This is a genomic window from Nocardioides sp. F233, from assembly GCF_057813895.1.
Genome location: NZ_JBVASH010000002.1, coordinates 641,175 through 665,301, shown reverse-complemented (window position 1 = coordinate 665,301; position 24,127 = coordinate 641,175). Strand labels below are relative to the sequence as shown.

General features: G+C 70.8%; 24 protein-coding genes. 4 read left to right on the top strand and 20 right to left on the bottom strand.

Annotation, left to right across the window (positions count from 1 at the left end):
* Positions 1 to 32: 32 nt before the first annotated feature.
* Positions 33 to 2,072, bottom strand: a complete 2,040-nt coding sequence (locus ACZYRU_RS09585; protein ID WP_488956855.1) for a protein meaA — start codon at positions 2,070 to 2,072, stop codon at positions 33 to 35.
* Positions 2,073 to 2,146: 74 nt separating this feature from the next.
* Positions 2,147 to 2,497: an STAS domain-containing protein gene (locus tag ACZYRU_RS09580; RefSeq protein WP_488956854.1), complete on the bottom strand. Its 351-nt coding sequence runs from the start codon at positions 2,495 to 2,497 to the stop codon at positions 2,147 to 2,149.
* A gap of 130 nt (positions 2,498 to 2,627) precedes the next feature.
* Between ACZYRU_RS09580 and ACZYRU_RS09575 the strand changes: the two genes are divergently transcribed.
* The 4 genes from ACZYRU_RS09575 to ACZYRU_RS09560 are packed head-to-tail and all read left to right on the top strand — an operon-like array spanning position 2,628 to position 8,050.
* A complete protein-coding gene (locus tag ACZYRU_RS09575) occupies positions 2,628 to 3,230 on the top strand; it encodes a cob(I)yrinic acid a,c-diamide adenosyltransferase (protein ID WP_488956853.1) in 603 nt (200 codons plus the stop codon).
* A 54-nt stretch (positions 3,231 to 3,284) separates the two neighbouring features.
* Positions 3,285 to 3,818 carry a hypothetical protein gene (locus ACZYRU_RS09570; protein ID WP_488956852.1) on the top strand — a complete coding sequence of 178 codons (534 nt, stop codon included), beginning with the start codon at positions 3,285 to 3,287 and terminating at the stop codon, positions 3,816 to 3,818.
* A gap of 57 nt (positions 3,819 to 3,875) precedes the next feature.
* The gene (locus ACZYRU_RS09565; protein ID WP_488956851.1) at positions 3,876 to 7,052 is read left to right on the top strand and encodes a DEAD/DEAH box helicase; all 3,177 of its coding nucleotides are present in this window, start codon (positions 3,876 to 3,878) and stop codon (positions 7,050 to 7,052) included.
* Between the two features lie 53 nt (positions 7,053 to 7,105).
* Positions 7,106 to 8,050, top strand: coding sequence for a hypothetical protein (locus tag ACZYRU_RS09560; RefSeq protein ID WP_488956850.1), 945 nt, complete (start codon positions 7,106 to 7,108; stop codon positions 8,048 to 8,050).
* On the opposite strand, the gene ACZYRU_RS09555 is transcribed toward ACZYRU_RS09560, so the two are convergent.
* From ACZYRU_RS09555 to rho, 18 genes are all read right to left on the bottom strand, one after another.
* The gene (locus ACZYRU_RS09555; RefSeq protein ID WP_488956849.1) at positions 8,028 to 9,443 is read right to left on the bottom strand and encodes an MFS transporter; all 1,416 of its coding nucleotides are present in this window, start codon (positions 9,441 to 9,443) and stop codon (positions 8,028 to 8,030) included. The two genes, ACZYRU_RS09560 and ACZYRU_RS09555, sit on opposite strands and share 23 nt — an antisense overlap.
* 9 nt (positions 9,444 to 9,452) lie before the next feature.
* Positions 9,453 to 9,896 carry a DUF2550 domain-containing protein gene (locus ACZYRU_RS09550; protein ID WP_488956848.1) on the bottom strand — a complete coding sequence of 148 codons (444 nt, stop codon included), beginning with the start codon at positions 9,894 to 9,896 and terminating at the stop codon, positions 9,453 to 9,455.
* 18 nt (positions 9,897 to 9,914) lie between these two features.
* Positions 9,915 to 10,322 carry a F0F1 ATP synthase subunit epsilon gene (locus ACZYRU_RS09545; protein WP_488956847.1) on the bottom strand — a complete coding sequence of 136 codons (408 nt, stop codon included), beginning with the start codon at positions 10,320 to 10,322 and terminating at the stop codon, positions 9,915 to 9,917.
* Positions 10,323 to 10,324: 2 nt separating this feature from the next.
* Positions 10,325 to 11,779, bottom strand: a complete 1,455-nt coding sequence (gene atpD / locus ACZYRU_RS09540; RefSeq protein WP_488956846.1) for a F0F1 ATP synthase subunit beta — start codon at positions 11,777 to 11,779, stop codon at positions 10,325 to 10,327.
* Between the two features lie 33 nt (positions 11,780 to 11,812).
* Positions 11,813 to 12,730, bottom strand: coding sequence for a F0F1 ATP synthase subunit gamma (locus ACZYRU_RS09535; RefSeq protein ID WP_488956845.1), 918 nt, complete (start codon positions 12,728 to 12,730; stop codon positions 11,813 to 11,815).
* A gap of 3 nt (positions 12,731 to 12,733) precedes the next feature.
* The gene (gene atpA / locus ACZYRU_RS09530) at positions 12,734 to 14,371 is read right to left on the bottom strand and encodes a F0F1 ATP synthase subunit alpha (protein ID WP_488956844.1); all 1,638 of its coding nucleotides are present in this window, start codon (positions 14,369 to 14,371) and stop codon (positions 12,734 to 12,736) included.
* Positions 14,372 to 14,432: 61 nt separating this feature from the next.
* Positions 14,433 to 15,239, bottom strand: a complete 807-nt coding sequence (locus tag ACZYRU_RS09525; protein WP_488956843.1) for a F0F1 ATP synthase subunit delta — start codon at positions 15,237 to 15,239, stop codon at positions 14,433 to 14,435.
* Entirely contained in the window at positions 15,239 to 15,802 is a 564-nt protein-coding gene (locus ACZYRU_RS09520) for a F0F1 ATP synthase subunit B (RefSeq protein ID WP_488956842.1), read from the bottom strand. Before ACZYRU_RS09520 ends, ACZYRU_RS09525 begins: the two co-directional genes overlap by 1 nt.
* 45 nt (positions 15,803 to 15,847) lie before the next feature.
* On the bottom strand, positions 15,848 to 16,066 hold the full coding sequence (gene atpE, locus ACZYRU_RS09515) for an ATP synthase F0 subunit C (protein ID WP_036542107.1): 219 nt from the start codon (positions 16,064 to 16,066) through the stop codon (positions 15,848 to 15,850).
* Positions 16,067 to 16,130: 64 nt separating this feature from the next.
* Positions 16,131 to 16,928, bottom strand: a complete 798-nt coding sequence (gene atpB, locus ACZYRU_RS09510; protein ID WP_488956841.1) for a F0F1 ATP synthase subunit A — start codon at positions 16,926 to 16,928, stop codon at positions 16,131 to 16,133.
* A gap of 16 nt (positions 16,929 to 16,944) precedes the next feature.
* Complete coding sequence (locus ACZYRU_RS09505; RefSeq protein ID WP_488956840.1) at positions 16,945 to 17,208, bottom strand: hypothetical protein; 264 nt, start codon at positions 17,206 to 17,208, stop codon at positions 16,945 to 16,947.
* Between the two features lie 30 nt (positions 17,209 to 17,238).
* Entirely contained in the window at positions 17,239 to 17,649 is a 411-nt protein-coding gene (locus ACZYRU_RS09500) for a hypothetical protein (RefSeq protein WP_488956839.1), read from the bottom strand.
* 106 nt (positions 17,650 to 17,755) lie between these two features.
* On the bottom strand, positions 17,756 to 18,949 hold the full coding sequence (locus ACZYRU_RS09495) for a glycosyltransferase family 4 protein (protein ID WP_488956838.1): 1,194 nt from the start codon (positions 18,947 to 18,949) through the stop codon (positions 17,756 to 17,758).
* Positions 18,942 to 19,676, bottom strand: a complete 735-nt coding sequence (locus ACZYRU_RS09490) for an L-threonylcarbamoyladenylate synthase (protein ID WP_488956837.1) — start codon at positions 19,674 to 19,676, stop codon at positions 18,942 to 18,944. The genes ACZYRU_RS09495 and ACZYRU_RS09490 overlap by 8 nt, the downstream gene beginning before the upstream one ends.
* Positions 19,673 to 20,557 carry a peptide chain release factor N(5)-glutamine methyltransferase gene (prmC, locus tag ACZYRU_RS09485; protein ID WP_488956836.1) on the bottom strand — a complete coding sequence of 295 codons (885 nt, stop codon included), beginning with the start codon at positions 20,555 to 20,557 and terminating at the stop codon, positions 19,673 to 19,675. The genes ACZYRU_RS09490 and prmC overlap by 4 nt, the downstream gene beginning before the upstream one ends.
* 2 nt (positions 20,558 to 20,559) lie before the next feature.
* Positions 20,560 to 21,633: a peptide chain release factor 1 gene (gene prfA / locus ACZYRU_RS09480; protein ID WP_488956835.1), complete on the bottom strand. Its 1,074-nt coding sequence runs from the start codon at positions 21,631 to 21,633 to the stop codon at positions 20,560 to 20,562.
* Between the two features lie 162 nt (positions 21,634 to 21,795).
* Positions 21,796 to 22,011: a 50S ribosomal protein L31 gene (gene rpmE / locus ACZYRU_RS09475; RefSeq protein WP_462551454.1), complete on the bottom strand. Its 216-nt coding sequence runs from the start codon at positions 22,009 to 22,011 to the stop codon at positions 21,796 to 21,798.
* A gap of 123 nt (positions 22,012 to 22,134) precedes the next feature.
* Positions 22,135 to 23,988, bottom strand: coding sequence for a transcription termination factor Rho (gene rho, locus ACZYRU_RS09470; RefSeq protein ID WP_488956834.1), 1,854 nt, complete (start codon positions 23,986 to 23,988; stop codon positions 22,135 to 22,137).
* Positions 23,989 to 24,127 lie beyond the last annotated feature (139 nt).

Sequence of the window (24,127 nt, the reverse complement as noted above, 5' to 3'; positions counted from 1 at the left end):
GTGCGTAACACTTAGTTACAAGGGGCGGCGACTCAGCTCAAACCATTGGCTCGGCGGATCACGTTGACGATCCCGCCCATGATCTCGGTCAGTCCGAAGTCCTTCGGCGTGTAGACCGCGGCGACACCGAGCTCGATGAGCGCCTTGCCGTCGGACTCGGGGATGATCCCGCCGACGATGACAGGCACCTCGTCCATCCCGGCTGCACGGAGACCGTCGAGCACGGCCGGCACCAGCTCCATGTGGGAGCCGGAGAGGATCGACAGGCCGACGCAGTGGACGTCCTCGGCGACGGCCGCGGCGACGATCTGCTCCGGGGTGAGCCGGATGCCCTGGTAGATGACCTCGAAGCCGGCGTCGCGGGCACGTACGGCGACCTGCTCGGCGCCGTTCGAGTGGCCGTCGAGGCCCGGCTTGCCGACGAGCAGGCGCAGGCGGCCGCCGAGCTCCTCGCCCGTCGTACGAACGGCCTCGCGGACGGCGGTCAGCTCGGCACCGGCCTCGGCGACGCCGACCGCACCGGCGACGCCGGTGGGGGCGCGGAACTCGCCGAACACCTCGCGCAGCACGCCGGCCCACTCCCCCGTGGTCGCGCCCGCACGCGCGGCGGCGAGGGTGGCGGCCATCAGATTGGTGCCGGACTTGGCGTCGTCCGCCAGGCGAGTGAGGGCCGCGTCCACCTCGCCCTGGTCCCGCTGGGCCTTCCACGCCTCGACGGAGGCGAGGGCCGACTTCTCGGCCTCGGGGTCCGCGACCATGATCGCGCCGTCGAGGTCCGCGGTGAGCGGGCTCTGCTCGGTGGTGTCGAACTTGTTGACGCCGACGATGATCTCCTCGCCGGCCTCGATCCGCCCGCGGCGTGCGGCGTGGGCGGAGACCAGCTCCTGCTTCATGTAGCCGGAGTCGACGGCGGCGATCGCGCCACCCATCGCCTGGACCCGGTCGATCTCGGCCTTGGCGCCGGCGATCAGCTCCTGGACCTTGGCCTCGACGACGGGCGAGCCGTCGAAGATGTCCTCGTACTCGAGCAGGTCGGACTCGAAGGCGAGGACCTGCTGCAGGCGCAGCGACCACTGCTGGTCCCACGGACGCGGGAGGCCGAGGGCCTCGTTCCACGCGGGGAGCTGGACGGCGCGGGCGCGGGCCCTCTTGGACAGCGTCACGGCGAGCATCTCGAGGACGATGCGCTGGACGTTGTTCTCCGGCTGCGCCTCGGTGAGGCCGAGGCTGTTGACCTGGACGCCGTAGCGGAAGCGACGCATCTTCTCGTCGGTGACGCCGTAGCGCTCGCGGGTGATCTCGTCCCACAGCTCGACGAAGGCGCGCATCTTGCACATCTCCTCGACGAAGCGGACACCCGCGTTGACGAAGAAGGAGATCCGGCCGACGACCTTCTCGAAGTCGTCGTCGGAGACCTGGCCGGAGTTCTTCACCTGGTCGAGCACGGCGATCGCCGTGCACATGGCGTACGCGATCTCCTGCACGGGCGTCGCGCCGGCCTCCTGCAGGTGGTAGCTGCAGATGTTGATCGGGTTCCACTTCGGGATCTCGTGGACCGTGTAGGCGATCATGTCGCCGATCAGGCGCAGGGAGTGCTCCGGCGGGAACACGTAGGTGCCGCGCGAGAGGTACTCCTTGATGATGTCGTTCTGCGTCGTGCCCGCGAGCTGGTGGGCGACCTCGGACGGCGACAGGTCGGGGTTCTGCTCCTCCGCAGCGACCTGGTACATCGCGAGCAGCCACATGGCGGTCGCGTTGATCGTCATCGAGGTGTTCATCTCGGTGAGGGGGATCTTGTCGAAGAGCTTGCGCATCTCCCCCAGGTGCGGCACGGGTACGCCGACCTTGCCGACCTCACCGCGCGACAGTGGGCTGTCCGGGTCGTAGCCGGTCTGGGTCGGCAGGTCGAAGGCCACCGACAGGCCCGTCTGGCCCTTGGCCAGGTTGGTCCGGTACAGCGCGTTGGACGCCTCGGCGGTCGAGTGACCGGCGTAGGTCCGCATCACCCAGGGGCGGTCCTTGGCGTGCGATGCCTTCCCGGCGGTGCCGGCTGCGTCGGGCGAGGTGCTCATACGCCGAAGCGTAGGCCGATCGCTACCGCTTGGTAACCGCCGTCCGTGTGGGGTTCTCCACAACGCCGGGAGGCTCAGGCGGGGATCGGCTCCCGCTCGACCTCGATCAGCCGGATCAGGTGGGTGAGGTGCAGCATCCGCCGGACGGCGGGCTGGGCGCCACGCAGCACCACGCGGACGCCGTAGCGCTGGGCCTGTCGGCTGGCGGCGGCGATCACCTTGAGGGCGGTCGCGTCGATCGAGCCGACGGCGCTGATGTCGAGCACGACCGGGCTGATCAGGTCGGTGCCGCAGACACGGATGTGCTCGTGCACCGCCGCACGCAGCTCACCCGTGCTGCGCACGTCGAGATCGCCTGCCAGGACCAGGATGGGCTCGCCGAGAACGTGCTCGACACGGATGGCGGTGGACTGCCGTGCTCCCATGGTTCCCTCCCGAGATCGATCCGGACAGGCGCCCCACACGCCTGTTACCCACCATGACGCTCTGGCAGTCCGATCGGTTGCATGCCGGGCCGATCTTTTTCCGAGCGCGGCCGGGGCTACCCTCCGAGGCATGGTCAACCTCACCCGCATCTACACACGCACCGGTGACGCCGGCGAGACCCGCCTGGGCGACATGAGCGTGACGTCGAAGACCGATCTGCGACTCGAGGCCTACGCGACCGTCGACGAGGCCAACGCCCAGATCGCGGTGGCCGTGGCGACCGGTGGGCTGAGCGACCACGTCGTCGCCGTGCTCACCCACATCCAGAACGAGATGTTCGACGTGGGTGCCGACCTGTGCAACCCGGTCGTGCCCGACCCGGAGTACCCGCCGCTGCGGATCGAGCAGGCCTCGATCGACCGGCTCGAGAAGTGGTGCGACCACTTCAACGAGGACCTCGAGAAGCTGCGGTCCTTCATCCTCAACGGCGGCACCCCCGCGGCGGCACACCTCCACGTCGCGCGCACCGTCGTACGGCGCGCCGAGCGGGCCGCCTGGGCGGCCAACGCCGTGCACGGCGAGACGATGAACCCGCTCGCCATCACCTACCTCAACCGGCTCAGCGACCTGCTCTTCATCCTGGCCCGGCACGCGAACCGCGAGGTCGGCGACGTGCTGTGGGTGCCGGGCGGCGACCGCGGGTACGCCGCCGAGCGCGAGCAGACCGACTGACCCGGCTCCGATAACCCGTTGCGACGTCCGGGACGCCCCCGGACGATGGGGCCGGTGGACGTGACCTTCACGAAGCTCGCCGGGCGCTACGAGATCGCCGTCGACCGCACTGTCGGTGCCGCCCTCGCACCGCGCAACGGGCCGGGCCACAGCGACGCGGTGCCGCACGACGTCGCCCACCTGCTGGTCGAGGCGGAGGACGGGATCCGCGGCGGCGTCTACGGTCGGCTCGCGGCGGCCGACGGGGACGACGGGATGTTCTGGCCGGTCGATCCGGCCGCGCGTCGTACGTCGCTGAGGAAGCGGCGCACCCCGACGCCCGAGGAGTCCGCCGACATGGCGCGATCGGAGCGGCTCGCGTCGCTCACGGTCGCCCTGTGGGAGGTCGTCCGCGAACGCCGACGCCCGGACCCGGCGTGGCCCGGCTCCGTCGACGCCAGCGGCGTCGATCCGGGTCTGCTGCAGCGGCTCTTCGCGCGGTACGACGACTTCGCCGCCCGCTGGTCCGCCCTGCCCGTCGGCGGCTCGATCACGCTCCCCTGGCCGTTCCCCGAGGGCACCGGGAAGCGGCGCCGCACCGGTCGGTGACCACCCCCTCGCGGGGATCAGGGATTCGTCGGCGGGGCGTGCCACGATGAGGGAACCGTGGACGTCCTCGCCGAGCTGACCGACGACTTCCTGGCGCGCCACTTCGACGCCGGGACGCTGGAGCGCGCCCGCAGCATCGTCGCCGCCGGAGGCGTACGACGACCCGAGATCGGCATGCGCTCGGCCGCGTCGGTGACCGCGACGGCGGAGGTCCTGGGGAGCCGGGATGCGCCGTACCAGGTCCAGCTGCACGTCGAGGCGCCCAACGCGAGCTACGCGGGCTGGGTGTTCACGGTGTGCACGTGCCCGGTGCGCTCGGTGTGCAAGCACGGCGCCGCGCTGGCGCTGACCCTGCGCCAGACCTTCACCCAGCCGGCCGGTGAGGCCGCGTGGCGCCGCTCGGTGGAGCGCCTGGTGGGCGAGCTCGAGCGGCAGCAGCCGTCGGTCCGCGAGGAGGTGCGACTGGCACTCGAGGTCACCCTCGACCGCGGGCGCGGCAGCTACCGATCGGCCGGTCCGACGCTGCGCGTGCGGCCGCTGCGCCAGGGCAGGAGCAAGCCCTGGATCAAGAGCGGCGCGGAGTGGAGCGACGTCGGCGGCAGCCCGCGCGGCTTCGTGCAGCGGCAGGCCGACGCTCTCGCTGCGCTGCACACCCAGTGGGCCGGCCACCGCGGCTACTCCCCGGCCGGGGTCTCCCCCGCCCTCGACGAGTTCGGCGACCAGGTCGTCCGCGCGCTGCGCAACGCCCGCGACGCCGGGGTCGCCCTGCTCGCCGCCCGTCCCCTGGTCTCGGTCGAGGTGGCCGACGAGCCGGCCGAGGTGGTGGCCGAGCTCGGCGACGTCGACGGCGGCACGACGATGCGCGCGGTCGTCACCCTCGGCGACCGGACCTGGCGCGACGAGTCCGTCGTGCTGGTCGGCTCCCCCGCGTCGGTCGTCGGGCTGCTCGACGACAGCGGCCACCTCGTCGTCGCGGCGACCACGACCCCGGTGCCGCCCGCCCTGCGCCACCTGGTCGACGGGCCACCGATCCTGGTCCCGCCTGCCGACCTCGCCGACTTCCGCGAGACGCTGCCCGGCCTGATGCGGCTGGTGCCGGTGCGCGCGGACGCCTCGTCGGTCGAGCTGCCCGACCCGCTGGCGCCGACGCTGGTGCTGACCGTGTCGTGGCACACCTCGACCAAGGCCGGCCTGGCATGGCACTGGCAGTACGGCGACGACGCCGAGCGGAGCTGCCCGCTCACCAGCCGCGAGTCCCTCGGCGGCGTGCGCGACCGTGCGGCCGAGCAGACGCTGCTCGCGACCGTCCCGCCGGGGCTGCTGCAGGTCTCGACGGTCACCGACGGCGACGCACTGACCCTGGCCATCCACGACCTGCCCCACCTGCGCGACATCGACGGGGTCCGGGTCGTCGAGGAGGAGCGGCCCGACTTCCGCGAGGCCGACATCGCGCCCGAGATCCGGTTCGACCTGGTCGAGCCCGAGTCCGAGTCCAGCACCACCGACTGGCTCGACCTCGCCGTCACCGTCAGCGTCGACGGCGAGCAGATCCCACTGCCCGACGTGCTCGCGGCGCTGACCCTCGACCTGGAGTTCCTGGTCCTGCCGAGCGGGCTCTACGTCACCACCGACCGCCCCGAGTTCGACCGGCTGCGCGAGGTCGTCACGGCGGCCGCCGAGCTGCGCGAGCGCGAGGGCAACCGGATCGGCATCGGCCACCACGACCTCGGCCTGTGGGCCCAGCTCGCCGAGACCGGGCTGGTCGACGCCCAGGTCGCCGAGTGGGTCGAGCGCGCACAGGCCCTGCGCGACCTCACCGACATCCCGCAACCCGAGCCGCGCGGACTGGTCACCGATCTGCGCAGCTACCAGCGCGAGGGCTTCTGGTGGCTGGCGTTCCTGTGGCAGCACGGCCTCGGCGGGGTCCTCGCCGACGACATGGGTCTCGGCAAGACGCTCCAGGTGCTGGCCCTGATCACCCACGCCCGCGCCGAGCGCCCCCTCGACGCGCCCTTCCTCGTCGTCGCACCGACCAGCGTCGTCACGGCCTGGGCCACCGAGGCCGCCCGGCACGCGCCCGGGCTGCGCGTCGCGGTCGCCGCTCGTCGTACGGACGACGTGGCGGCGCTGGCCCGCGACCACGACATCGTGGTGACGACGTACACGTTGCTGCGGCTGGCCCACGAGGAGTACGCCGACCTGGCCTGGTCCGGGCTGGTGCTCGACGAGGCGCAGCAGGCCAAGAACCACCAGAGCAAGACCTACCAGGCGATCCGCACGGTCTCCGCGCCGTTCCGTCTCGCCGTCACCGGCACGCCGTTCGAGAACCGGCTGATGGAGCTGTGGTCGCTGCTGTCGATCACCGTGACCGGGCTGTACCCGTGGCCGCGCACCTTCCAGGAGAAGGTCGTCCGGCCGGTCGAGCGCGACGGCGACCAGGTGGTGCTCGACCGGTTCCGGGCGCGGATCAAGCCGTTCCTGCTGCGGCGCACGAAGGAGCTGGTCGCCGACGACCTGCCGCCCAAGCAGGAGCAGGTGCTGCAGGTCGACCTCGAGCCGGCCCACCGCAAGATCTACGACACCCACCTGGCCAAGGAACGGCAGCGGATCCTCGGGCTGGTCGAGGACTTCGACCGCAACCGGGTCGCGATCTTCAGTGCCCTGACCAAGCTGCGCCAGCTCGCCCTCGACGCCGCCCTCGTCGACGACGAGCACGAGACCGTCGGCTCCGCGAAGCTCGACGTGCTCGTCGAGCACCTCGCCGAGATCACCGCCGAGGGCCACAGGGCACTGGTGTTCAGCCAGTTCACGTCCTTCCTCACCCGGGTCCGCTCGCGCCTCGACGACGTGGGCATCGCGACGACCTACCTCGACGGCACGACCCGCGACCGCGCCGGCGTCATCGACAAGTTCCGCTCCGGCGGCTCCCCCGTCTTCCTGATCTCCCTCAAGGCAGGCGGCACGGGACTGACCCTCACCGAGGCCGACTACGTCTTCGTGCTCGACCCGTGGTGGAACCCCGCCGCCGAGGCGCAGGCCGTCGACCGCGCGCACCGGATCGGCCAGACCCGCCACGTCCACGTCTACCGGCTGGTCGCGACCGACACCATCGAGGAGAAGGTGATGGAGCTCAAGGCCCGCAAGGCCGAGCTGTTCGCACAGGTCATCGACGGAGACGGGGCGATGAGCACGTCGATCGGCGCCGACGACATCCGCGGGCTGTTCGAGGACTGACCTGGTCAATTGGGACCTGTCCGCGGGTCTCGCGCCGCGGGAGAATCCGGGCCATGAGGACCGTCGTGCGGCTCGTCGTCGCGCTCGCGCTCGCCGGCTGCGGCGTAGCAGTCGTGGCGGGACCCGCCCTCGCGGCGGCCCCCGCGCTCACCCTGCTCGTGAGCGGACCGATCGCACCCGACGCGTCGGTGCCCATGATCGGTGTGGGCTGCCCGGCGTCGTCACCGGTCTCCATCGACGTCTGGGACACCTCCAAGCCCGGCAGCCACCTCGACCTCGACGGCATCCGCACCGCATCCCCGTCGGGTTCGTTCGGCTACACCCACGACCTCGCGGGCCATTTCGACCCGGGTGCGGAGATCGGCTTCTACTTCTCGTGCACGGCCGCAGTCGACTGGACGTGGGACCTACCGAGCGCGACCGCTCGGACCAAGTATCTCCAGACGACGATCTCGGACCCGCACGTGGAGATCCTCGCGCCCGCCAGGGCACCCTTCGGCATGAGCGAAGACGTCTGGCTCCGCACCGATGCCGTGTTCGGGAACGTCTCCCTTACCGTCGACGGCACACCTCTGCCCGTCGACGCGGCGAGCCACTACGGTGCATGGCTCTTCCACCTGGCGGCCGGCCTCGCGGTCGGATCGCATGTACTGCACGCGTCCTGGACTCCCCAGGCCCCGGGCTCCCCCACCGTGACCGACGACGCGAGTGTCGAGGTCGTCCGCGTCACCCCGACCCTGACCCTCACCGCCAACCGGGCGAAGGTCCACCTCGGCCACCGGATCCGCCTCACGGTCACGCTGTCCGTCCCCGACACCGTGAGCCTGCTCGACGGCCGGAAGAGCCTGCGCCAGCTCACCGTGCCGGCGAGCGGGACGCTCCAGCTCAGGGTGCGGCTGAAGGGGATCCGCAAGCACCGCCTGCGCGTCGTGTTCGCGGGCGACGACCGGACGGCCGCGGCGACGTCCGCCGTGGTCAGGGTGCGGGTGCGGCGCTGACGTCCGGCGCCGGGTTGCGGATCAGCAGCCAGGACAGCGCTCCCCCGGCGACCAGGAGGCCGGCGCAGCAGAGCATCGCCGTGCGGTAGCCCGCGTCGAAGACCTCCGGACGCTGGTAGTCGGCACCCGCCAGCCCGACGACCAGCGGCAGCGCCGCCACCGCCAGCAACGAGCCGGCGCGGGCGACGGCGTTGTTGACGCCCGAGGCGACGCCGGCGTGCTCGTCGGGTACGGCGGCCAGCACCGCCGCGGTCAGCGGAGCCACCAGAGCGGCGAGCCCGAGCCCGAACACGGTCAGCGGCAGGGCGACCTCGGTCCAGTAGTCGAGGTCGGCGTCGATGCGGCTGAGCAGCAGCGTGCCGACAGCGCAGAGCAGCGGGCCGACGGTCATCGGCAGCCGCGGCCCGATCCGGCCGGCGAGGGCCCCGCCGCGACCGGCGAGCAGCAGCATCACGATGGTGATCGGGAGCGTGGACAGGCCCGCCTCGAGCGGGCCGAGACCGGCGACGGTCTGCAGCTGCAGGACCAGGAAGAAGAGGACGCCGCCGAGGGCGGCGTACGTCAGCAGGGTCATCGCGTTCGCAGCGCTGAACTGGCGGGAGGCGAACAGCCCCGGCGGCAGCAGGGGCGCGTGCGAGCGACGCTCGTCGAACCAGAAGGCGACCCCGGACGCCAGGCCCACCAGGAGCGCGGCCACGGCGACCGTGGGCGCGGTCGTCCACTCGATCAGCGCATAGGTGAGACCACCCAGGGCGAGTGCGCACAGCGCCGCTCCGGAGAGGTCGAAGCCCCGCACCGCCAACGGGTCACGGGTCTCGGGCACCCGACGGGCGACGACCAGTGTCAGCACGGCGACGGGCAGGTTGATCAGGAACACCCAGCGCCAGCTGGCCTGCTGGACCAGCCACCCGCCGAGAAAGGGACCGATCGCGGTCGCAACGCCGCCGAGCCCGGACCAGGTACCGATCGCGCGCGACCGGTCCGACGGCGCGAACGCACCCTGGATCATGGCGAGGCTGCCCGGCACGAGCAGCGCGGCGGCGACGCCCTGCGCGACCCGAGCGAGGATCAGGACGGCAGCCGTCGGGGCGAGGCCGCAGGCGACGGAGGTGAGGGCGAAGCCCAGCACGCCGGTCATGAAGATCCGGCGCCGTCCGAAGCGGTCACCGAGCGAGCCGCCCAGCAGGGTGAGCGACGCGAGGCTGAGCAGGTAGCCGTTGGAGACCCACTGGAGCTCGCCGAGACTGGCGTCGAGGTCCTCGCCGATCCGGCGCAGCGCGACGTTGACGACGGTGCTGTCGAGCAGCGCCAGGGAGGAGCCGAGGATCGCCGCGGCGAGGACCGTGCGTCCGGTCCGCGACCCGACGGTGACCTCGGCGCAGGTCGGATCCACAGTCGGAGACTAGCGCCGGTTCCAGTCGGTGCCGGGCGGCATCGCCTCGAGCCAGGCCTGGAAGCCGGTCAGTGACGAGACGCTCATCGCCAGCTCGACCTCGCCCTGGGGCGAGTGGCAGCGGATCACGAGGTGGTCGGGGTACAGGGAGGCCTGCTCGGTGCCGACGGGCTCACGGCGGCCGTCGTACGAGAGCTCGTCACGACGCCAGGACCGCTTCGGGCGCGGCGAGAGGGTGAAGACGCGGAACCACTCCAGCGTCTCTCCGGAGTACCGGCCGAGACCGAGCATCCAGCCTCGCGAGGCCGTGGAGGTGCGGAAGCGGTGACTGAGCTCGAAGGTGCCACCGTTCCGGGAGAGCGTACGGCGCCGGACGATGAGTCCGGCGCCGTACAGCACACACAGGAGCAGGAGGGCGCCACAGATGTCGAGCAGCCACTCCCACCATGCCATCTGCGTATCAGTGACCCTCTACGAGACCTTCTCCGCGGCGCGGATCCGCGCCTCGGCGTGACGGACACGCTGCTCCGCCTCGTTGCTCGAGTCGAGCAGCCGCTTGGCCTCCTCGAGGTCGATGCGCGCCTGGGACACCTCGATGTCCTCGGCGAGCTCGACCCGCTCGGCCAGGATCGACACGCGGTCGTTGGCCACCGAGAGGAAGCCACCGTCGACGGCGACGACCACGAGCTGGTTGGAGTTCGCGACCTGGATCTCGACCACCGAGGCAGAGAGCAGCGACAGCGTGGGCGCGTGGCCGCGCAGCACGCCGATGTCTCCCTCGAGCGTGCGCGCGATGATCATCGCCGCGTCACCGGACCACACGGTCCGGTCGGCAGCGACGAGCTCGACGTGCAGGTGCTCGACCGTGGTGTCAGCCATGATCAGAGGCTCTTCTGGATCTCGGCCCAGTTGCGCTCGACGTCGTCGAGACCACCGCACATGAAGAAGGCCTGCTCGGCGACGTGGTCGTACTCACCGTCGGCGATCTTGTTGAACGCCTCGATGGTCTCGGCCACGGGCACGGTCGAGCCCTCGATGCCGGTGAACTGCTTGGCGACGTACGTGTTCTGCGACAGGAACCGCTGGATACGACGCGCGCGGGACACGATGATCTTGTCCTCTTCGGAGAGCTCGTCGACACCGAGGATCGCGATGATGTCCTGGAGCTCCTTGTTGCGCTGCAGGATCTGCTTGATGCGGATCGCGCAGTCGTAGTGCGCCTGACCGATGTACTGCGGGTCGAGGATCCGCGAGGTCGAGGTCAGCGGGTCGACGGCCGGGTAGATACCCAGCGACGCGATCTCTCGGGAGAGCTCGGTCGTCGCGTCGAGGTGCGCGAAGGTCGCGGCCGGGGCCGGGTCGGTGTAGTCGTCCGCGGGGACGTAGATCGCCTGCATCGAGGTGATCGAGCGACCGCGCGTCGAGGTGATCCGCTCCTGCAGGGTGCCCATCTCGTCGGCCAGGTTGGGCTGGTAGCCCACGGCGGACGGCATGCGGCCGAGCAGGGTCGACACCTCGGAGCCCGCCTGGGTGAACCGGAAGATGTTGTCGATGAACAGCAGCACGTCCTGGCCCTGGACGTCGCGGAAGTACTCCGCCATCGTCAGCGCGGACAGCGCGACGCGAAGACGCGTGCCCGGCGGCTCGTCCATCTGACCGAAGACCAGGGCAACCTTGTCGAAGACGCCGGCCTCCTGCATCTCGACGATCAGGTCGTTGCCCTCACGGGTGCGCTCGCCGACACCGGCGAACACCGACACACCACCGTGGTTCTTGGCGACTCGCGCGATCATCTCCTGGATGAGCACGGTCTTGCCGACGCCGGCACCACCGAAGAGGCCGATCTTTCCACCGGTCACGTACGGCGCGAGCAGGTCGATGACCTTGATGCCGGTCTCGAACATCTGGGTCTTCGACTCAAGCTGGTCGAACGCCGGCGCCTTGCGGTGGATGCCCCACCGCTCGGTCACCTCGACGGTCTCGCCCGCCTCGAGGTTGAGGAAGTCACCGGTGGCGTTGAACACCTTGCCGAGGGTGACGTCGCCGACGGGGACGGTGATCGGGCCGCCGGTGTTGCTCACCGTCTGGCCGCGGACCAGGCCGTCGGTCGGCTTGAGGGAGATGGCGCGGACCATGCCGTCGCCGATGTGCTGGGCCACCTCGAGCGGCAGGACCGTGGTCTCGCCGTCGAGGGTGATCTCGGCCTCGAGCTTGTTGTAGATGTCGGGCATCGCGTCGGTCGGGAACTCGATGTCCACGACCGGGCCGATGACCCGAGCGATCCGACCCACCGAGGCCGCACCGCTGGCGGTGGTCTCTTCAACCGTTGCAGTCATGTCTTACTCCGTTTGGTGTTTTCTCTGGTGGGTTCAGTCGTTGGCGGCGGCCTGGGCGTCGGCGAGCGCGTTGACGCCACCGACGATCTCGCTGATCTCCTGGGTGATGCCCGCCTGGCGCGCCTGGTTGGCGATCCGGGTGAGCTTCTTGATCAGCTCCTCGGCGTTGTCCGTCGCGGCCTTCATCGCCTTCTGGCGCGCGGCGAGCTCGGAGGCGGCCGCCTGCAGCAGGCTGTAGAAGATCCGGCTCTGGACGTACTGCGGCAGCAGCCCGTCCAGCACCTGCTCGGCCGACGGCTCGAACTCGTAGAGCGGCAGCAGCTCGTCGGCCTCGGGGGCCTCCTCGCCCTCGACGACCTCGAGCGGCAGCAGCCGGATCGCGGTCGGCTCCTGGGTGAGCATCGAGCGGAACCGCGTGTAGACCACGTGGACCTCGTCCACGTCGCCGTCCTCGCCCTGCTCCTTGAGGAACGCCTCGATCAGCGCCGCGCCGATCTCGGCCGCCTTGTCGTACGTCGGCTGGTCCGAGAAGCCGGTCCAGGCCTGGACGAAGGGCCGCCCGCGGAACTTGAAGTACGCCTCGGCCTTGCGCCCGGCGAGGTAGAAGTCGAGCTCCTTGCCCTCGGACCGCAGCCGCTCGGTGAGACGCTCGGTCTCCTTGATGACGCTCGAGGAGTAGGCACCCGCCAGGCCGCGGTCGCTGGTGATGACCAGCACGGCGGCGCGCTTCGGGTTCTCCTGCTCCCGCGTCAGCGGGTGGTCGACGTTCGAGAACGTCGCCACCGCCGACACGGCTCGGGTCAGCTCCCGGGCATACGGCGCTGCCGCCTGCGCCCGCTGCTGCGCCTTGATGATCCGGGACGCAGCGATGAGCTCCATGGCACGCGTGATCTTCTTCATCGACTCGGTCGACTTGATCCGCGCGCGGTACTCACGCAGCGATACGGCCATGCGTCAGCCCCGCTTCTGCTTGACGATCTGCTCCTGCTCGAGCTCGTCGTCGGCAAGCGCCTCGGCCTCGGGCTCGTGCCCGACCTTGATGCTGCCGCCCTCGGAGGTCTCGAACTGGCCCAGGAAGGTGTCGTACGCCGCCGCGAGGCCGTCCTCGTCCTCGAACTTCTGCGTCTCGCGGATCGCGGCCAGCAGGCCGTCGTGCGAGCGGTGCAGGTAGTCGAGGAACTCACGCTCGAAGCGCAGCACGTCGCCGGTGGCGACCACGTCGAGGCGACCCGAGGTGCCGAGCCACAGCGACACGGTCATGTCGGCCAGGGGGTACGGCGAGTAGGCCGGCTGCTTGAGCAGCGCCATCAGCCGCTGGCCACGGGCCAGCTGCTGCTTCGACGCGGCGTCGAGGTCGGAGGCGAACATCGCGAAGGCCTCCATCGCGCGGTACTGCGCGAGGTCGACCTTGAGCGAACCGGTGACGGCCTTCATCGCCTTCGTCATCGCGGCACCACCCACGCGGGAGACCGAGATACCGACGTCGATGGCCGGGCGCTGGTTGGCCGCGAACAGGTCCGACTGCAGGAAGATCTGGCCGTCGGTGATCGAGATGACGTTGGTCGGGATGAACGCCGAGACGTCGTTGGCCTTGGTCTCGATGATCGGCAGACCAGTCATCGAGCCGGCGCCGAGCTCGTCGGACAGCTTCGCGCAGCGCTCCAGCAGGCGGGAGTGCAGGTAGAAGACGTCACCCGGGTACGCCTCGCGGCCCGGCGGACGACGCAGCAGCAGGGACACGGCGCGGTAGGCCTCGGCCTGCTTGGTCAGGTCGTCGAACACGATGAGGACGTGCTTGCCCTGGTACATCCAGTGCTGGCCGATGGCCGAGCCGGTGTAGGGCGCGAGGTACTTGAAGCCCGCGCTGTCGGACGCGGGAGCGGCCACGATCGTGGTGTACTCCAGCGCGCCGGCCTCCTCGAGGGCACCACGCACGGAGGCGATGGTCGAGCCCTTCTGGCCGATGGCGACGTAGATGCAGCGGACCTGCTTGGCCGGGTCGCCCGACTCCCAGTTCTGCTTCTGGTTGATGATCGTGTCGATCGCGACCGTGGTCTTGCCGGTGGCGCGGTCGCCGATGATCAGCTGGCGCTGACCGCGGCCGATCGGGGTCATCGAGTCGATGGCCTTGATGCCGGTGGCCAGCGGCTCGTGGACCGACTTGCGGGCCATCACGCCGGGGGCCTGGAGCTCGAGGGCGCGGCGACCCTCGGTGGCGATCTCGCCGAGACCGTCGATCGGCTTGCCGAGCGGGTCGACGACGCGGCCGAGGTAGCCCTCGCCGACGGGGACCGAGAGGATCTCGCCGGTACGGCGGACCGTCTGGCCCTCCTCGATCTTGTCGAAGTCACCCAGGATGACGACACCGATCTCGCGCTCCTCGAGGTTGAGCGCGAGGCCGAGCGTGCCGTCCTCGAACTCGAGGAGCTCGTTGGCCATCGCCGACGGCAGACCGCTCACGCGGGCGATGCCGTCACCGGCGGAGGCGACGGTGCCGACCTCTTCCTTGCTCGCGGCCGCGGGCTGGAAGTCAGCGACGTACTTGGCGAGGGCGTCGCGGATCTCGTCCGGACGGATGGAGAGTTCCGTCATCTCAGGTGCCTTCTCTCTTGTCTACAGCTGTGAAGTCGTGGGTGGTACGGCGATCGCGGGGTCAGCCGGCGATCTTGCGGCGAGCGTCGTCCAGGCGCGACAGGACGGTTCCGTCGATGACGTCGTCCCCGATCTCGACCTTCATGCCGCCGATCACGGCGGCGTCGACGACGATGTTGAGGTGCACCGGACGGCCGTACTGGCGCGTCAGTGCGGCTGCGAGGCGCCGCTGGTCGGCCTCGGTGATCGGACGGGCGACGTGGACGGTGGCCACGCCCTCGCCCTGCACCTGCGCGGCGGTGCGCTCGTAGTCCTCGAGCGCGGCGGCGACGGTCCGGTAGGAGCCGGCCAGCGCCTGCTTGACCAGCTGCACGGTCGTCGGGAGCACCTTGCCCGTGAGCAGCGTGTCGATGAGCGTGCCCTTGTCGGCCGTGGAGCGGACCGGGTCGGACAGCGCGTCGCGCAGGCCGTGGTCGCCGTTCACCAGCTGACGCACGGCGAACAGCTCGTCGACCAGGGTGCCGGCCTGCAGGCCGACCGACCGGACGGCGGCGATGACGCCGAGCTGCTCCAGCGCGTCGGCGAGGTCGCGGGTGCGGGTCCAGCGCCGGCCGGCCGCGTCACGCAGCACGCCCAGCGTGGCCGCGTCGACCTTGCCGTTGAAGAGGTCCCCGACCAGGCCCGAGCGGGCCTCGGCCGGGACCGACTGGTCGGTGACGACCCGGCGCAGCGCCGCCTCGTACCGCACGGTGCGGGCGGCGGAGAAGAGGTCGCCGGACACCACCGAGGCCGACGCCTCGGCCACCCCACCGACCTGGTCGGTGAGGGCGGCCATGGCGTCTGCGGAGGCGCCGCGGAAGGACACCATCAGGCGTCCTTGCCCGCGTCGGCGGCCTCGGCCGTCTCGAGCTCGGCGAGGAACCGCTCGACGACGCGAGCCTGACGCTCGTCGTCCTCCAGCGACTCACCCACGATGCGACCGGCGAGACCGGTGGCGAGGGAGCCGACCTCGGCACGGAGCGAGGTGACCGCCTGCTGGCGCTCGGCCTCGATCTGCGCCTTGCCGTGCTCGAGGATGCGGGTGGACTCGGCCTGGGCCTGCTCCCGCATCTCGGCCACGATCGCGGCACCCTGCTCGCGCGCCTCCTCGCGGATGCGCGCGGCCTCGTGACGGGCGTCGGCCAGCTGCTGCTCGAGCTCGGCCAGCTTGGCGTCCGCCTCGGCCTGCTTGGTCGCGGCCGCGGCGATGCCGCCTTCGATCGCCGCGGAACGCTCGGCGAACGTCTTCTCGAAGTTCGGGACGACGAACTTCTTGATGGCGAAGAAGAGGATCGCGAACACCACGAGGGCGAGCACGACCTCGATCCACTCGGGGACGAGCGGGTTGTGCTCTTCGCCCTCAGCTGCGGCGATCACCAAAAGTGACTTCATTGACCTGACCTAGATCTCGGGCTGACAGGAGGCGGCCGGTTCGGCTCAGGTGTTGCTGGCCTTGAGGACGAACGCGAGGGCGATGCCGATGATGGCGAGCGCCTCGGCGAGCGCGAAGCCGAGGATCGCGATCGACTGGAGGCGGCTCTGCGCCTCGGGCTGGCGGGCAACGCCGTTGATGTACGCGGCGAAGATGAGACCGATGCCGATACCCGGGCCGATGGCAGCCAGGCCGTAACCGATCATGTTGAGAGAGCCACCCATGGCTACTTTCCTTTCGGGTTGTTTTCTCTTGGTGAGAACTGTGGGTTGTGGTCGGAGCGGAGCGTCAGTGCTCGTCGGCGAGCGCGCCCTGGATGTACATGGCGTTCAGCAGCACGAAGACGTAGGCCTGCAGGAACTGCACCAGGATCTCGAGGAAGCTCACGAGGATCGCGAGCACCCACGCCAGCGGACCGGCGACGTACCCGATCCCACCGACGTGCTCGATGAGGTAGAGGCCACCGGTCGCGAAGAGTGCCAGCAGGATGTGGCCCGCGAACATGTTGCAGAACAGACGCAGGGCCAGCGTGACCGGGCGGACCAGGATGTTGGAGAAGAACTCCAGCGGGACCAGCAGCGGGTACATCGCGGGGCTGACGCCGGACGGGACGCTCTGCAGCTTGAGGTAGCCGAGGAAGCCGTGCTTGGCGATGCCGACGCCGTTGTAGACCAGCCAGGACAGGCCAGCGAGCGCGTAGGCCATGCCGGCGCGGCTGAAGGTCGGGAACTGGATGAACGGGATGCTGGCGAACAGGTTGTTGACCAGGATGAAGAAGAAGACCGTGACGAGGTAGGGCACGAACTTCTGGAAGTCGTGGCCGCCGATGATGTCGCGGGCGACGCTGTTGCGGACGAAGCCGTAGGCGCCCTCTCCGGCGAACTGCAGCTTGCCGGGGACGAGCGCGCGCTTGCGGGCCGCCAGGAAGAAGAAGCCGAACACCAGGATCGCGGCGAGGAACAGCTGGACCATCGGCTTGGTGACGTCAGACCCGGCGATGCCGGGCAGGTCGAACAGGCTGGGGCCGGGGGCGTGGAAGCCCTCCCCGCCCTCGGCGGCGATGGTGGCGCTGGCTGCGATGGTCACCAGGTCTCCTCTACGGTCACTGCTCGTCTGAACTGTCGGGCTTCGGGCTGTCGGGTGGAGCTGGTGGTTCTGGTGGCGCAAGCGGCATCGTGCGGAAGCGCCGGGCTGTCATGAAGATCCCCAGCGCAGCACCCGCGAGAATGCCCACCGCAACGAGGAACGTCGTGCCCAGCCAGCGGTCTGCCAGCCAGCCGAGGAAGCCGTAGAAAGCGACCCCGGCCACGACGTAGCCGAACGCATGCCACGGATCGCCCTGGGGCTTCTCCTCGGGCTGACTCATTGCGCCCCGGACAATAGCAGCAGCTCCGGGTCATCGCGCACCGCCCTCGACCGGGGCCGCGGGACGCGGCTCGAAGGCCGGGATCCGGGCCGTCGTGGCCAGCACGATCTGCACCGTCATCCACACGAAGGCGCCGAGGATGATGGCGATGCCGACCCACGTGCTGTCGAGCTCGTCGTCCAGCAGGCCGGACTCGTTGAGCGCGACGAAGACGAGCGCCATCGCCACCACCTGGAAGGTGTAGGTGACCATCGCGAAGAGCAGCGACGCGGTCGGCATCAGCCGCGAGACCAGCTCGACGGCGAAGGAGCCGAAGGCGAAGACGCCGACGGCGATCACTCCCCCGACGGCGGCGCCGAGCGCGGCGGACGAGCCGGCAACCAGAGCGGCGACCGCGACGAGGAGCACCGCGGCAACGGCGGCCACCAGGACTGCACGCACCACCACACGGTGGGTCCGGGTCTCGGTCGTCAGCATCGGCGGCCGTTCTGCTCGGGTACGTCCTGGGCGGTCCCGGAGACTGCTCCCCGGGAGTTCGTGAAAGTTATCACAAAGTCCCGGAGGGCTCCGAATCGGGGGTCGTTCCGGGCTCCTCGACGGGCTCCCCCGCCGGCTCCCTGGCCGCCTCCGCGGGGTCGTTGACGTGGGGCAGCGCGAAGGTCAGGGCGAGCGTGACGAGCAGGCTCACGCCCAGGGCGGCCCACACGGCCGGTCCGGTGAAGACGCTGGCCAGGACCACCCCGAACGCGATCAGGCCGGCCCACAGCCACATGATGATCACCGCTCGGCGGTGGGAGTGCCCGATCTCCAGCAGCCGGTGGTGGAGGTGCTGCTTGTCGGGGGCGAACGGCGAGCGGCCGGCCCGTGTGCGTCGTACGACGGCCAGGACGAGGTCGCCCAGCGGCACGATCAGGATCAGGATCGGCAGCGCGAACGGCAGCAGCACGGGCAGCAGGCTGGACCGGGTGCCGTCGGCGCCCTGGGCGAGGTCGCCGGGCGCGAACTGGGTGGTGATCGTGATCGCCGTGGCCGAGAGGACCAGTCCGATCAGCATCGACCCGCTGTCGCCCATGAAGAGTCGCGCCGGGTGGAAGTTGTGGACCAGGAAGCCGACGCAGGCGCCGGCCAGCGCGGCCGACAGCAGCGCCCCCGTCGTCGCCCGGCTGACGTCGTTGAGGACCGACAGCGCGTAGCAGAACAGGAAGAACGCGGACGCACTGATGCCGATGACTCCGGCGGCCAGGCCGTCGAGACCGTCGATGAAGTTGACCGCGTTGACCGTCGCGAGGACGACGAAGGCGGTCAGCAGCGCCCCCTGGCCCACGTCGAGCGAGAAGACCTCGCCGGTGGCCTGGTAGAAGTACTTGAACTGGATGCCGGCGTACACCAGCACCCCCACCGCCAGCACCTGGCCGCCGAACTTCGTGAGCGCGTCGAGGTCGAAGATGTCGTCGACCACGCCGACCGCGCAGACCAGGGTGCCGGCCACCAGCACCGACAGCGCGTCGTCCGAGAACGGGTTGCGGGTGCTCAGGAAGGGCAGCTGCTGGGCCACGAGGTACGCCGCCCACAGGCCACCGAGCATCGCCAGTCCCCCGAGGTACGGGATCGGCTCGGCGTGGACGTCACGGTCGCGCACCTTCGCGACCGCACCGGTGCGCAGCGCGATCTCCCGGGCGACGACCGTCAGCAGGTAGGTGACGATCGCGGCGACGAGGAAGACGACGAGGTACTCACGCATCGGTGGGCGCGGCCTCCTGCTCCTCGGGCTCGTCGGGCTGGTCGGGCTCCCCCGGCTGGTCGTCGTCGGGCTCGACCTGGACGGTGATGCCGAGGTCGGCGAGCGCGGCGTCGAGGTCCGCGACGGGGATCGCGCCCAGGCGCAGCAGCCGGGGCCGCTCACCGGTGGCGTCGACGATGGTGGACGGCACGCCGCCGGGCGAGGCGCCGGCGTCGACGACGATCGCGACCGACTCCCCCAGCATCCCGATCGCCGCGTCGGCGTCGAGCGCCGCCGGGCTGCCGGAGAGGTTGGCGGAGCTCACCGCGAGCGGACCGGTGCGGTCGAGCAGCTCGCGGGCCACCGCGTGGTCGGGCATCCGGATCGCGACCGTGCCGCGGGTCTCCCCCAGGTCCCACTGCAACGAGGGCTGCTGGTGGCACACGAGCGTCAGCGCACCGGGCCAGAACTCCTCGACCAGCGGGGCGACGTACGACGGCACCCGGGTCGCGAGCGCCTCGAGGGTGCCCTTCGTGCCCACCAGCACAGGCGGCGGCATCTCGCGGCCCCGGCCCTTCGCGGCCAGCAGCCGCGCGACGGCATCGGGGTCGAAGGCGTCGGCGCCGACGCCGTAGACGGTGTCGGTGGGAAGCACGACGAGGCGGCCCAGCCGGACAGCACGGCTCGCCGCGTCCAGCGCCGCCTCGCGCTCCTCGTCGGTCTCGGTCGGGAACCGCTCGGCACTCACGCGCTCCATCCTTCCACTGCGTCGTGGTCGTGGCGCGGGCGGCGTGCCGTGGTGAACCGCGGCCGGTCGGCGAGGTCGCGGTGGTCGCGGACCTCCTCCCAGCGGGCGCCGCTGCTGAACACGGCCGGCGCGGACTCGCCCTGGACGTCGGCGTGCTCCACGCCGACGACCCCTCCGGGCTTGAGCAGGACCAGGCCGCGGTCGGCGATCACCCGGATCGCGTCGAGCCCGTCGTCGCCGGAGAACAGCGCGAGGTGGGGGTCGTGGTCACGAGCCTCGACCGCCACCGACTCCCACGCCTCCAGCGGCACGTACGGCGGGTTGCTCACCAGGACGTCGACCCGGCCGGCGAGGTCGTCGAAGGCGGTGGCGAGGTCGCCGAGCCGCAGCTCGACGCCGGTGCCGGCGAGGTTGCGCTCGGCCCAGGCGTGGGCGGGCGGGTCCAGCTCGACGGCGTACACCCGCGCCTGCGGTACCTCGTCGGCGATGCTCTTCGCGATCACCCCGGAGCCGGTGCACAGGTCGACGACCACCGGTTGGCCTCCTGCTGCAGCGATGGCGGAGGCGTGCTCGATGGCCCAGCCGGCGAGCAGCTCGGTCTCCGGGCGCGGGACGAACACTCCGGGCCCGACCGCGACCTCGACGTGGCGGAACCAGGCGGCTCCCAGGAGGTGCTGGAGCGGCTCGCGGGCCGCGCGGCGGGCCAGCAGGTCGTCGTACCGCTGCCGGTGGTCGGAGGTCAGGTCAGGCGCGAGGAAGAGCTGCCCGCGGGTGGTACCGAGGACGTGGGCGAGCAGCTCGCCCGCGTCGTGCTCGGGGCTCGCGACCCCGGCCGCCCGGAGCCGGTCGGCGGCGTCGCGGAGCAGCTCCCTGGTGGCCACCCTCAGTCCTCGAGGGCGGCGAGCCGGGCGGCCATGTCGGCCTCGACGCAGGAGTCGAGGACCGGCTGGAGGTCGCCGTCGAGCACGTGGTCGAGGTTGTAGGCCTTGTAGCCGGTGCGGTGGTCGGAGATCCGGTTCTCCGGGAAGTTGTAGGTGCGGATCCGCTCGGAGCGGTCGACGGTGCGGACCTGGCTGCGGCGGGCGTCGCTGGCCTCGGCGTCGGCGGCCTCCTGCGCGGCCTGGAGCAGCCGGGCCCGCAGGATGCGCATCGCCTGCTCCTTGTTCTGCAGCTGCGACTTCTCGTTCTGGCAGCTGACCACGATGCCGGTCGGCAGGTGGGTGATCCGCACCGCGGAGTCGGTCGTGTTGACGCTCTGGCCACCGGGGCCCGAGGAGCGGAAGACGTCGATGCGCAGGTCGTTCTCGTTGATCTCGACGTCGACCTGCTCGGCCTCCGGCATCACCAGCACGCCGGCGGCGCTGGTGTGGATCCGGCCCTGCGACTCGGTGACGGGGACCCGCTGCACGCGGTGCACGCCGCCCTCGTACTTGAGCAGGGCGTACGGCGTCTGCCCCGGCTCGACGCTGCCGGAGCTCTTGACCGCCACCGTGACGGACTTGTAGCCACCGAGGTCGGACTCGGTGGCGTCGAGGACCTCCGTCTTCCAGCCGCGGCGCTCGGCGTAGCGGCTGTACATGCGGAGCAGGTCGCCGGCGAACAGCGCGCTCTCCTCGCCGCCCTCTCCCGACTTCACCTCGAGCAGGATGTCCTTGTCGTCGGCCGGGTCGCGGGGCACGAGCAGCCGGCGCAGCCGCTCGGCCGCGTCCTCGCGCTGCTCGTCGAGGGAGTCGGCCTCGGCCGCGAAGGCCGGGTCGTCGCCGGCCAGCTCCCGCGCGGCGTCCGCGTCGTCGCCGTACCGCTGCCACTCGCGCCAGGTGGCGATCACCGCGTTGAGCTCGGCGTACCGGCGGTTGAGGGTGCGCGCCAGCCGGGCGTCGGCGTGCGTCTCCGGCAACGCCAGCTTCGACTCGAGCTCGGCGTGCTCGGCGAGCATGCCCTCGACGGCTTCGAACACCTGGTCTCCTCGGTTGGCGGTGCAGGAATACCCGCTTCAGCGGGTATTCCGTCACTTCCTGACGTGTGCAACGGTCAGGAAGCGCAGGAAGTGGTCAGGAAGTGCGGACAAATGACGAACGCCGGTCCATCCCCGTAGGGACGGACCGGCGCTCGGAGACGGCTACTTCTTGCCGACGTTGGCGTAGCGGGCCTCGAACCGGGCCACGCGGCCGCCGGTGTCGAGGATCTTCTGCTTGCCGGTGTAGAACGGGTGGCACTGCGAGCACACGTCGGCGTGGATCGTGCCGGACGTCGCGGTGCTGCGGGTGGTGAACGAGGCGCCACAGGTGCAGGTCACCTGGGTCACGACGTAATCGGGGTGGATGTCCTTCTTCATGGTGTCCTCTCACGGGGGTCCGGGTCGCACCACGGGTTGTGGAGCGTGAACCGGAGCCAACAGTCGATTCTACGGGCGGCGGGCACGCCACCCAAATGCAGGGCGGTCGGGCCCGTACGACGATCAGTCGCGCTGGACGCGGAGCAGGAACTCGTAGTTGGTGCGCGATGCCTTCAGCCGCTGCAGCAGCGCGGCGTGGGCCTCGGAGCGGTCGCCCTCGGCCAGCTCACGTCGCAGCTTCCAGACGATCTCGAGCTCCTCCTTGCCGAGCAGCAGCTCCTCGCGGCGGGTGCCCGAGGCGACCACGTCGATGGCCGGGAACAGCCGCTTCTCGGCGAAGTCGCTGCGCAGGCGCAGCTCGAGGTTCTCGGTGCCACGCAGCTCCTCGAAGATCACCTCGTCCACGCGGGAGCCGGAGTCGACGACCGCCGTGGCGAGGATGGTCAGCGAACCGCCGTTCTCGATGTTGCGGGCCGCACCGAAGAACCGCTTCGGCGGGAACAGCGCCGAGGAGTCGACCCCGCCGGACAGGATCCGACCGCTGGCGGGGGCCGCGAGGTTGTACGCGCGGCCCAGGCGGGTCAGCCCGTCGAGCAGGATCACGACGTCGTGGCCCAGCTCGACCAGGCGCTTGGCCCGCTCGACGGCCAGCTCGGCGACCGTGGTGTGGTCGATCGCCGGGCGGTCGAAGGTGCTCGCGATGACCTCGCCCTTGATCGAGCGCTCGAAGTCGGTGACCTCCTCGGGACGCTCGTCGACGAGGACGACCATGAGGTGGCACTCGGGGTTGTTGGCCGTGATCGCGTTGGCGATCGACTGCAGCAGCGTCGTCTTGCCGGCACGGGCGGGAGAGACGATCAGGCCGCGCTGACCCTTGCCGACCGGCGCCGCCATGTCGATGAGCCGGCCGGTCAGGTCGTCCTGGCCAGTCTCGAGGCGCAGCCGCTCGGTCGGCGAGACCGGGGTCAGCTGCGTGTACTCGACCCGGTTCTTCGCCTGCTCCGGGTCGACCCCGTTGACCGACTCGATGCGGACCATCGGGTTGAACTTCTCGCGGCGCTCGCCGTCGCGGGGCTGGCGGACCTGGCCGGCGATCGCGTCGCCGCGGCGCAGGCCGTACTTGCGGACCATCGAGAGCGACAGGTAGACGTCGTCGGGCCCGGCCAGGTAGCCGGCCGTGCGGACGAACGCGTAGTTGTCGAGCACGTCGAGGATGCCGGCGGCCGGCACCAGTACGTCGTCCTCGCGCACCTCGGTGTCGGGCTCGCGGCCGGCGCGGGTGGTGCGGTCACGGTCGCGGCCGCGGCGGCGCCGGTTGCGGCGGCTGCCGCCCTCGCCGTCGCCGTCGTCATCGATGTCGTCGTGCTCACCAGCCGCAGCGGCGGCCGCGGCGCGGGCCTGGTCCTGCTGCTGGTTCTGCTGCTGGTTCTGCTTGTTCTGCTGGTCCTGCTTCTGCTGCTGGCCGCCCTGCTGCTTCTGCTGCTGGTTCTGGCCGCCCTGCTGGTTCTGCTGGTTCTGCTTCTGCTGGCGCTGGCCCTGCTGCTTCTGCTGCTGGGCCTTCGGCTCCTCCGCCCTGGCCTGCTCTGCCTTCGGCTGGTCGCCCTTCGGCTGGTCGCCCTTCGGCTGGTCGCCCTTCGGCTGGTCCGCCTTGGGCTGTTCGTTCTTCTCGGCCTTCGGCTGCTCGGGCTTCTCAACCCGGGGCCGCTCGACCTTCTCAGCCTTGGGCTGCTCGGCCTTCGGCTGCTCGGCCTTGACCTTGGGCTGCTCGGCGGGCGCGCTGCGCTGCGTCGCCGCGCCGGCCTGGGCGGCCTTGATCGCGTCGACGAGGGCGGCCTTCTTCATCGAGCCGGCGCCGGGGATGCCCATGCCGTTAGCCATCGCCTTGAGGTCGGCGAGGAGCATGGCGTTGAGTCCACCCGTGCGCTTCTTGGGGGCCGCGGCAGCGGCGGGCGCGGTGGAGTCGGGAGTTTCGGTCACGTGAGTCCTTCCCACGTATCTCGTGGGTTCCACGATCGAACGACGGCGGAACGCGCACTGGTCTGGTTCTGCGAAGGTCCGTCCGGCCGACAGCCAGACGATCCTGGAAGAGGGGCGGGGCCAGCCCGCCGGGGCGCCG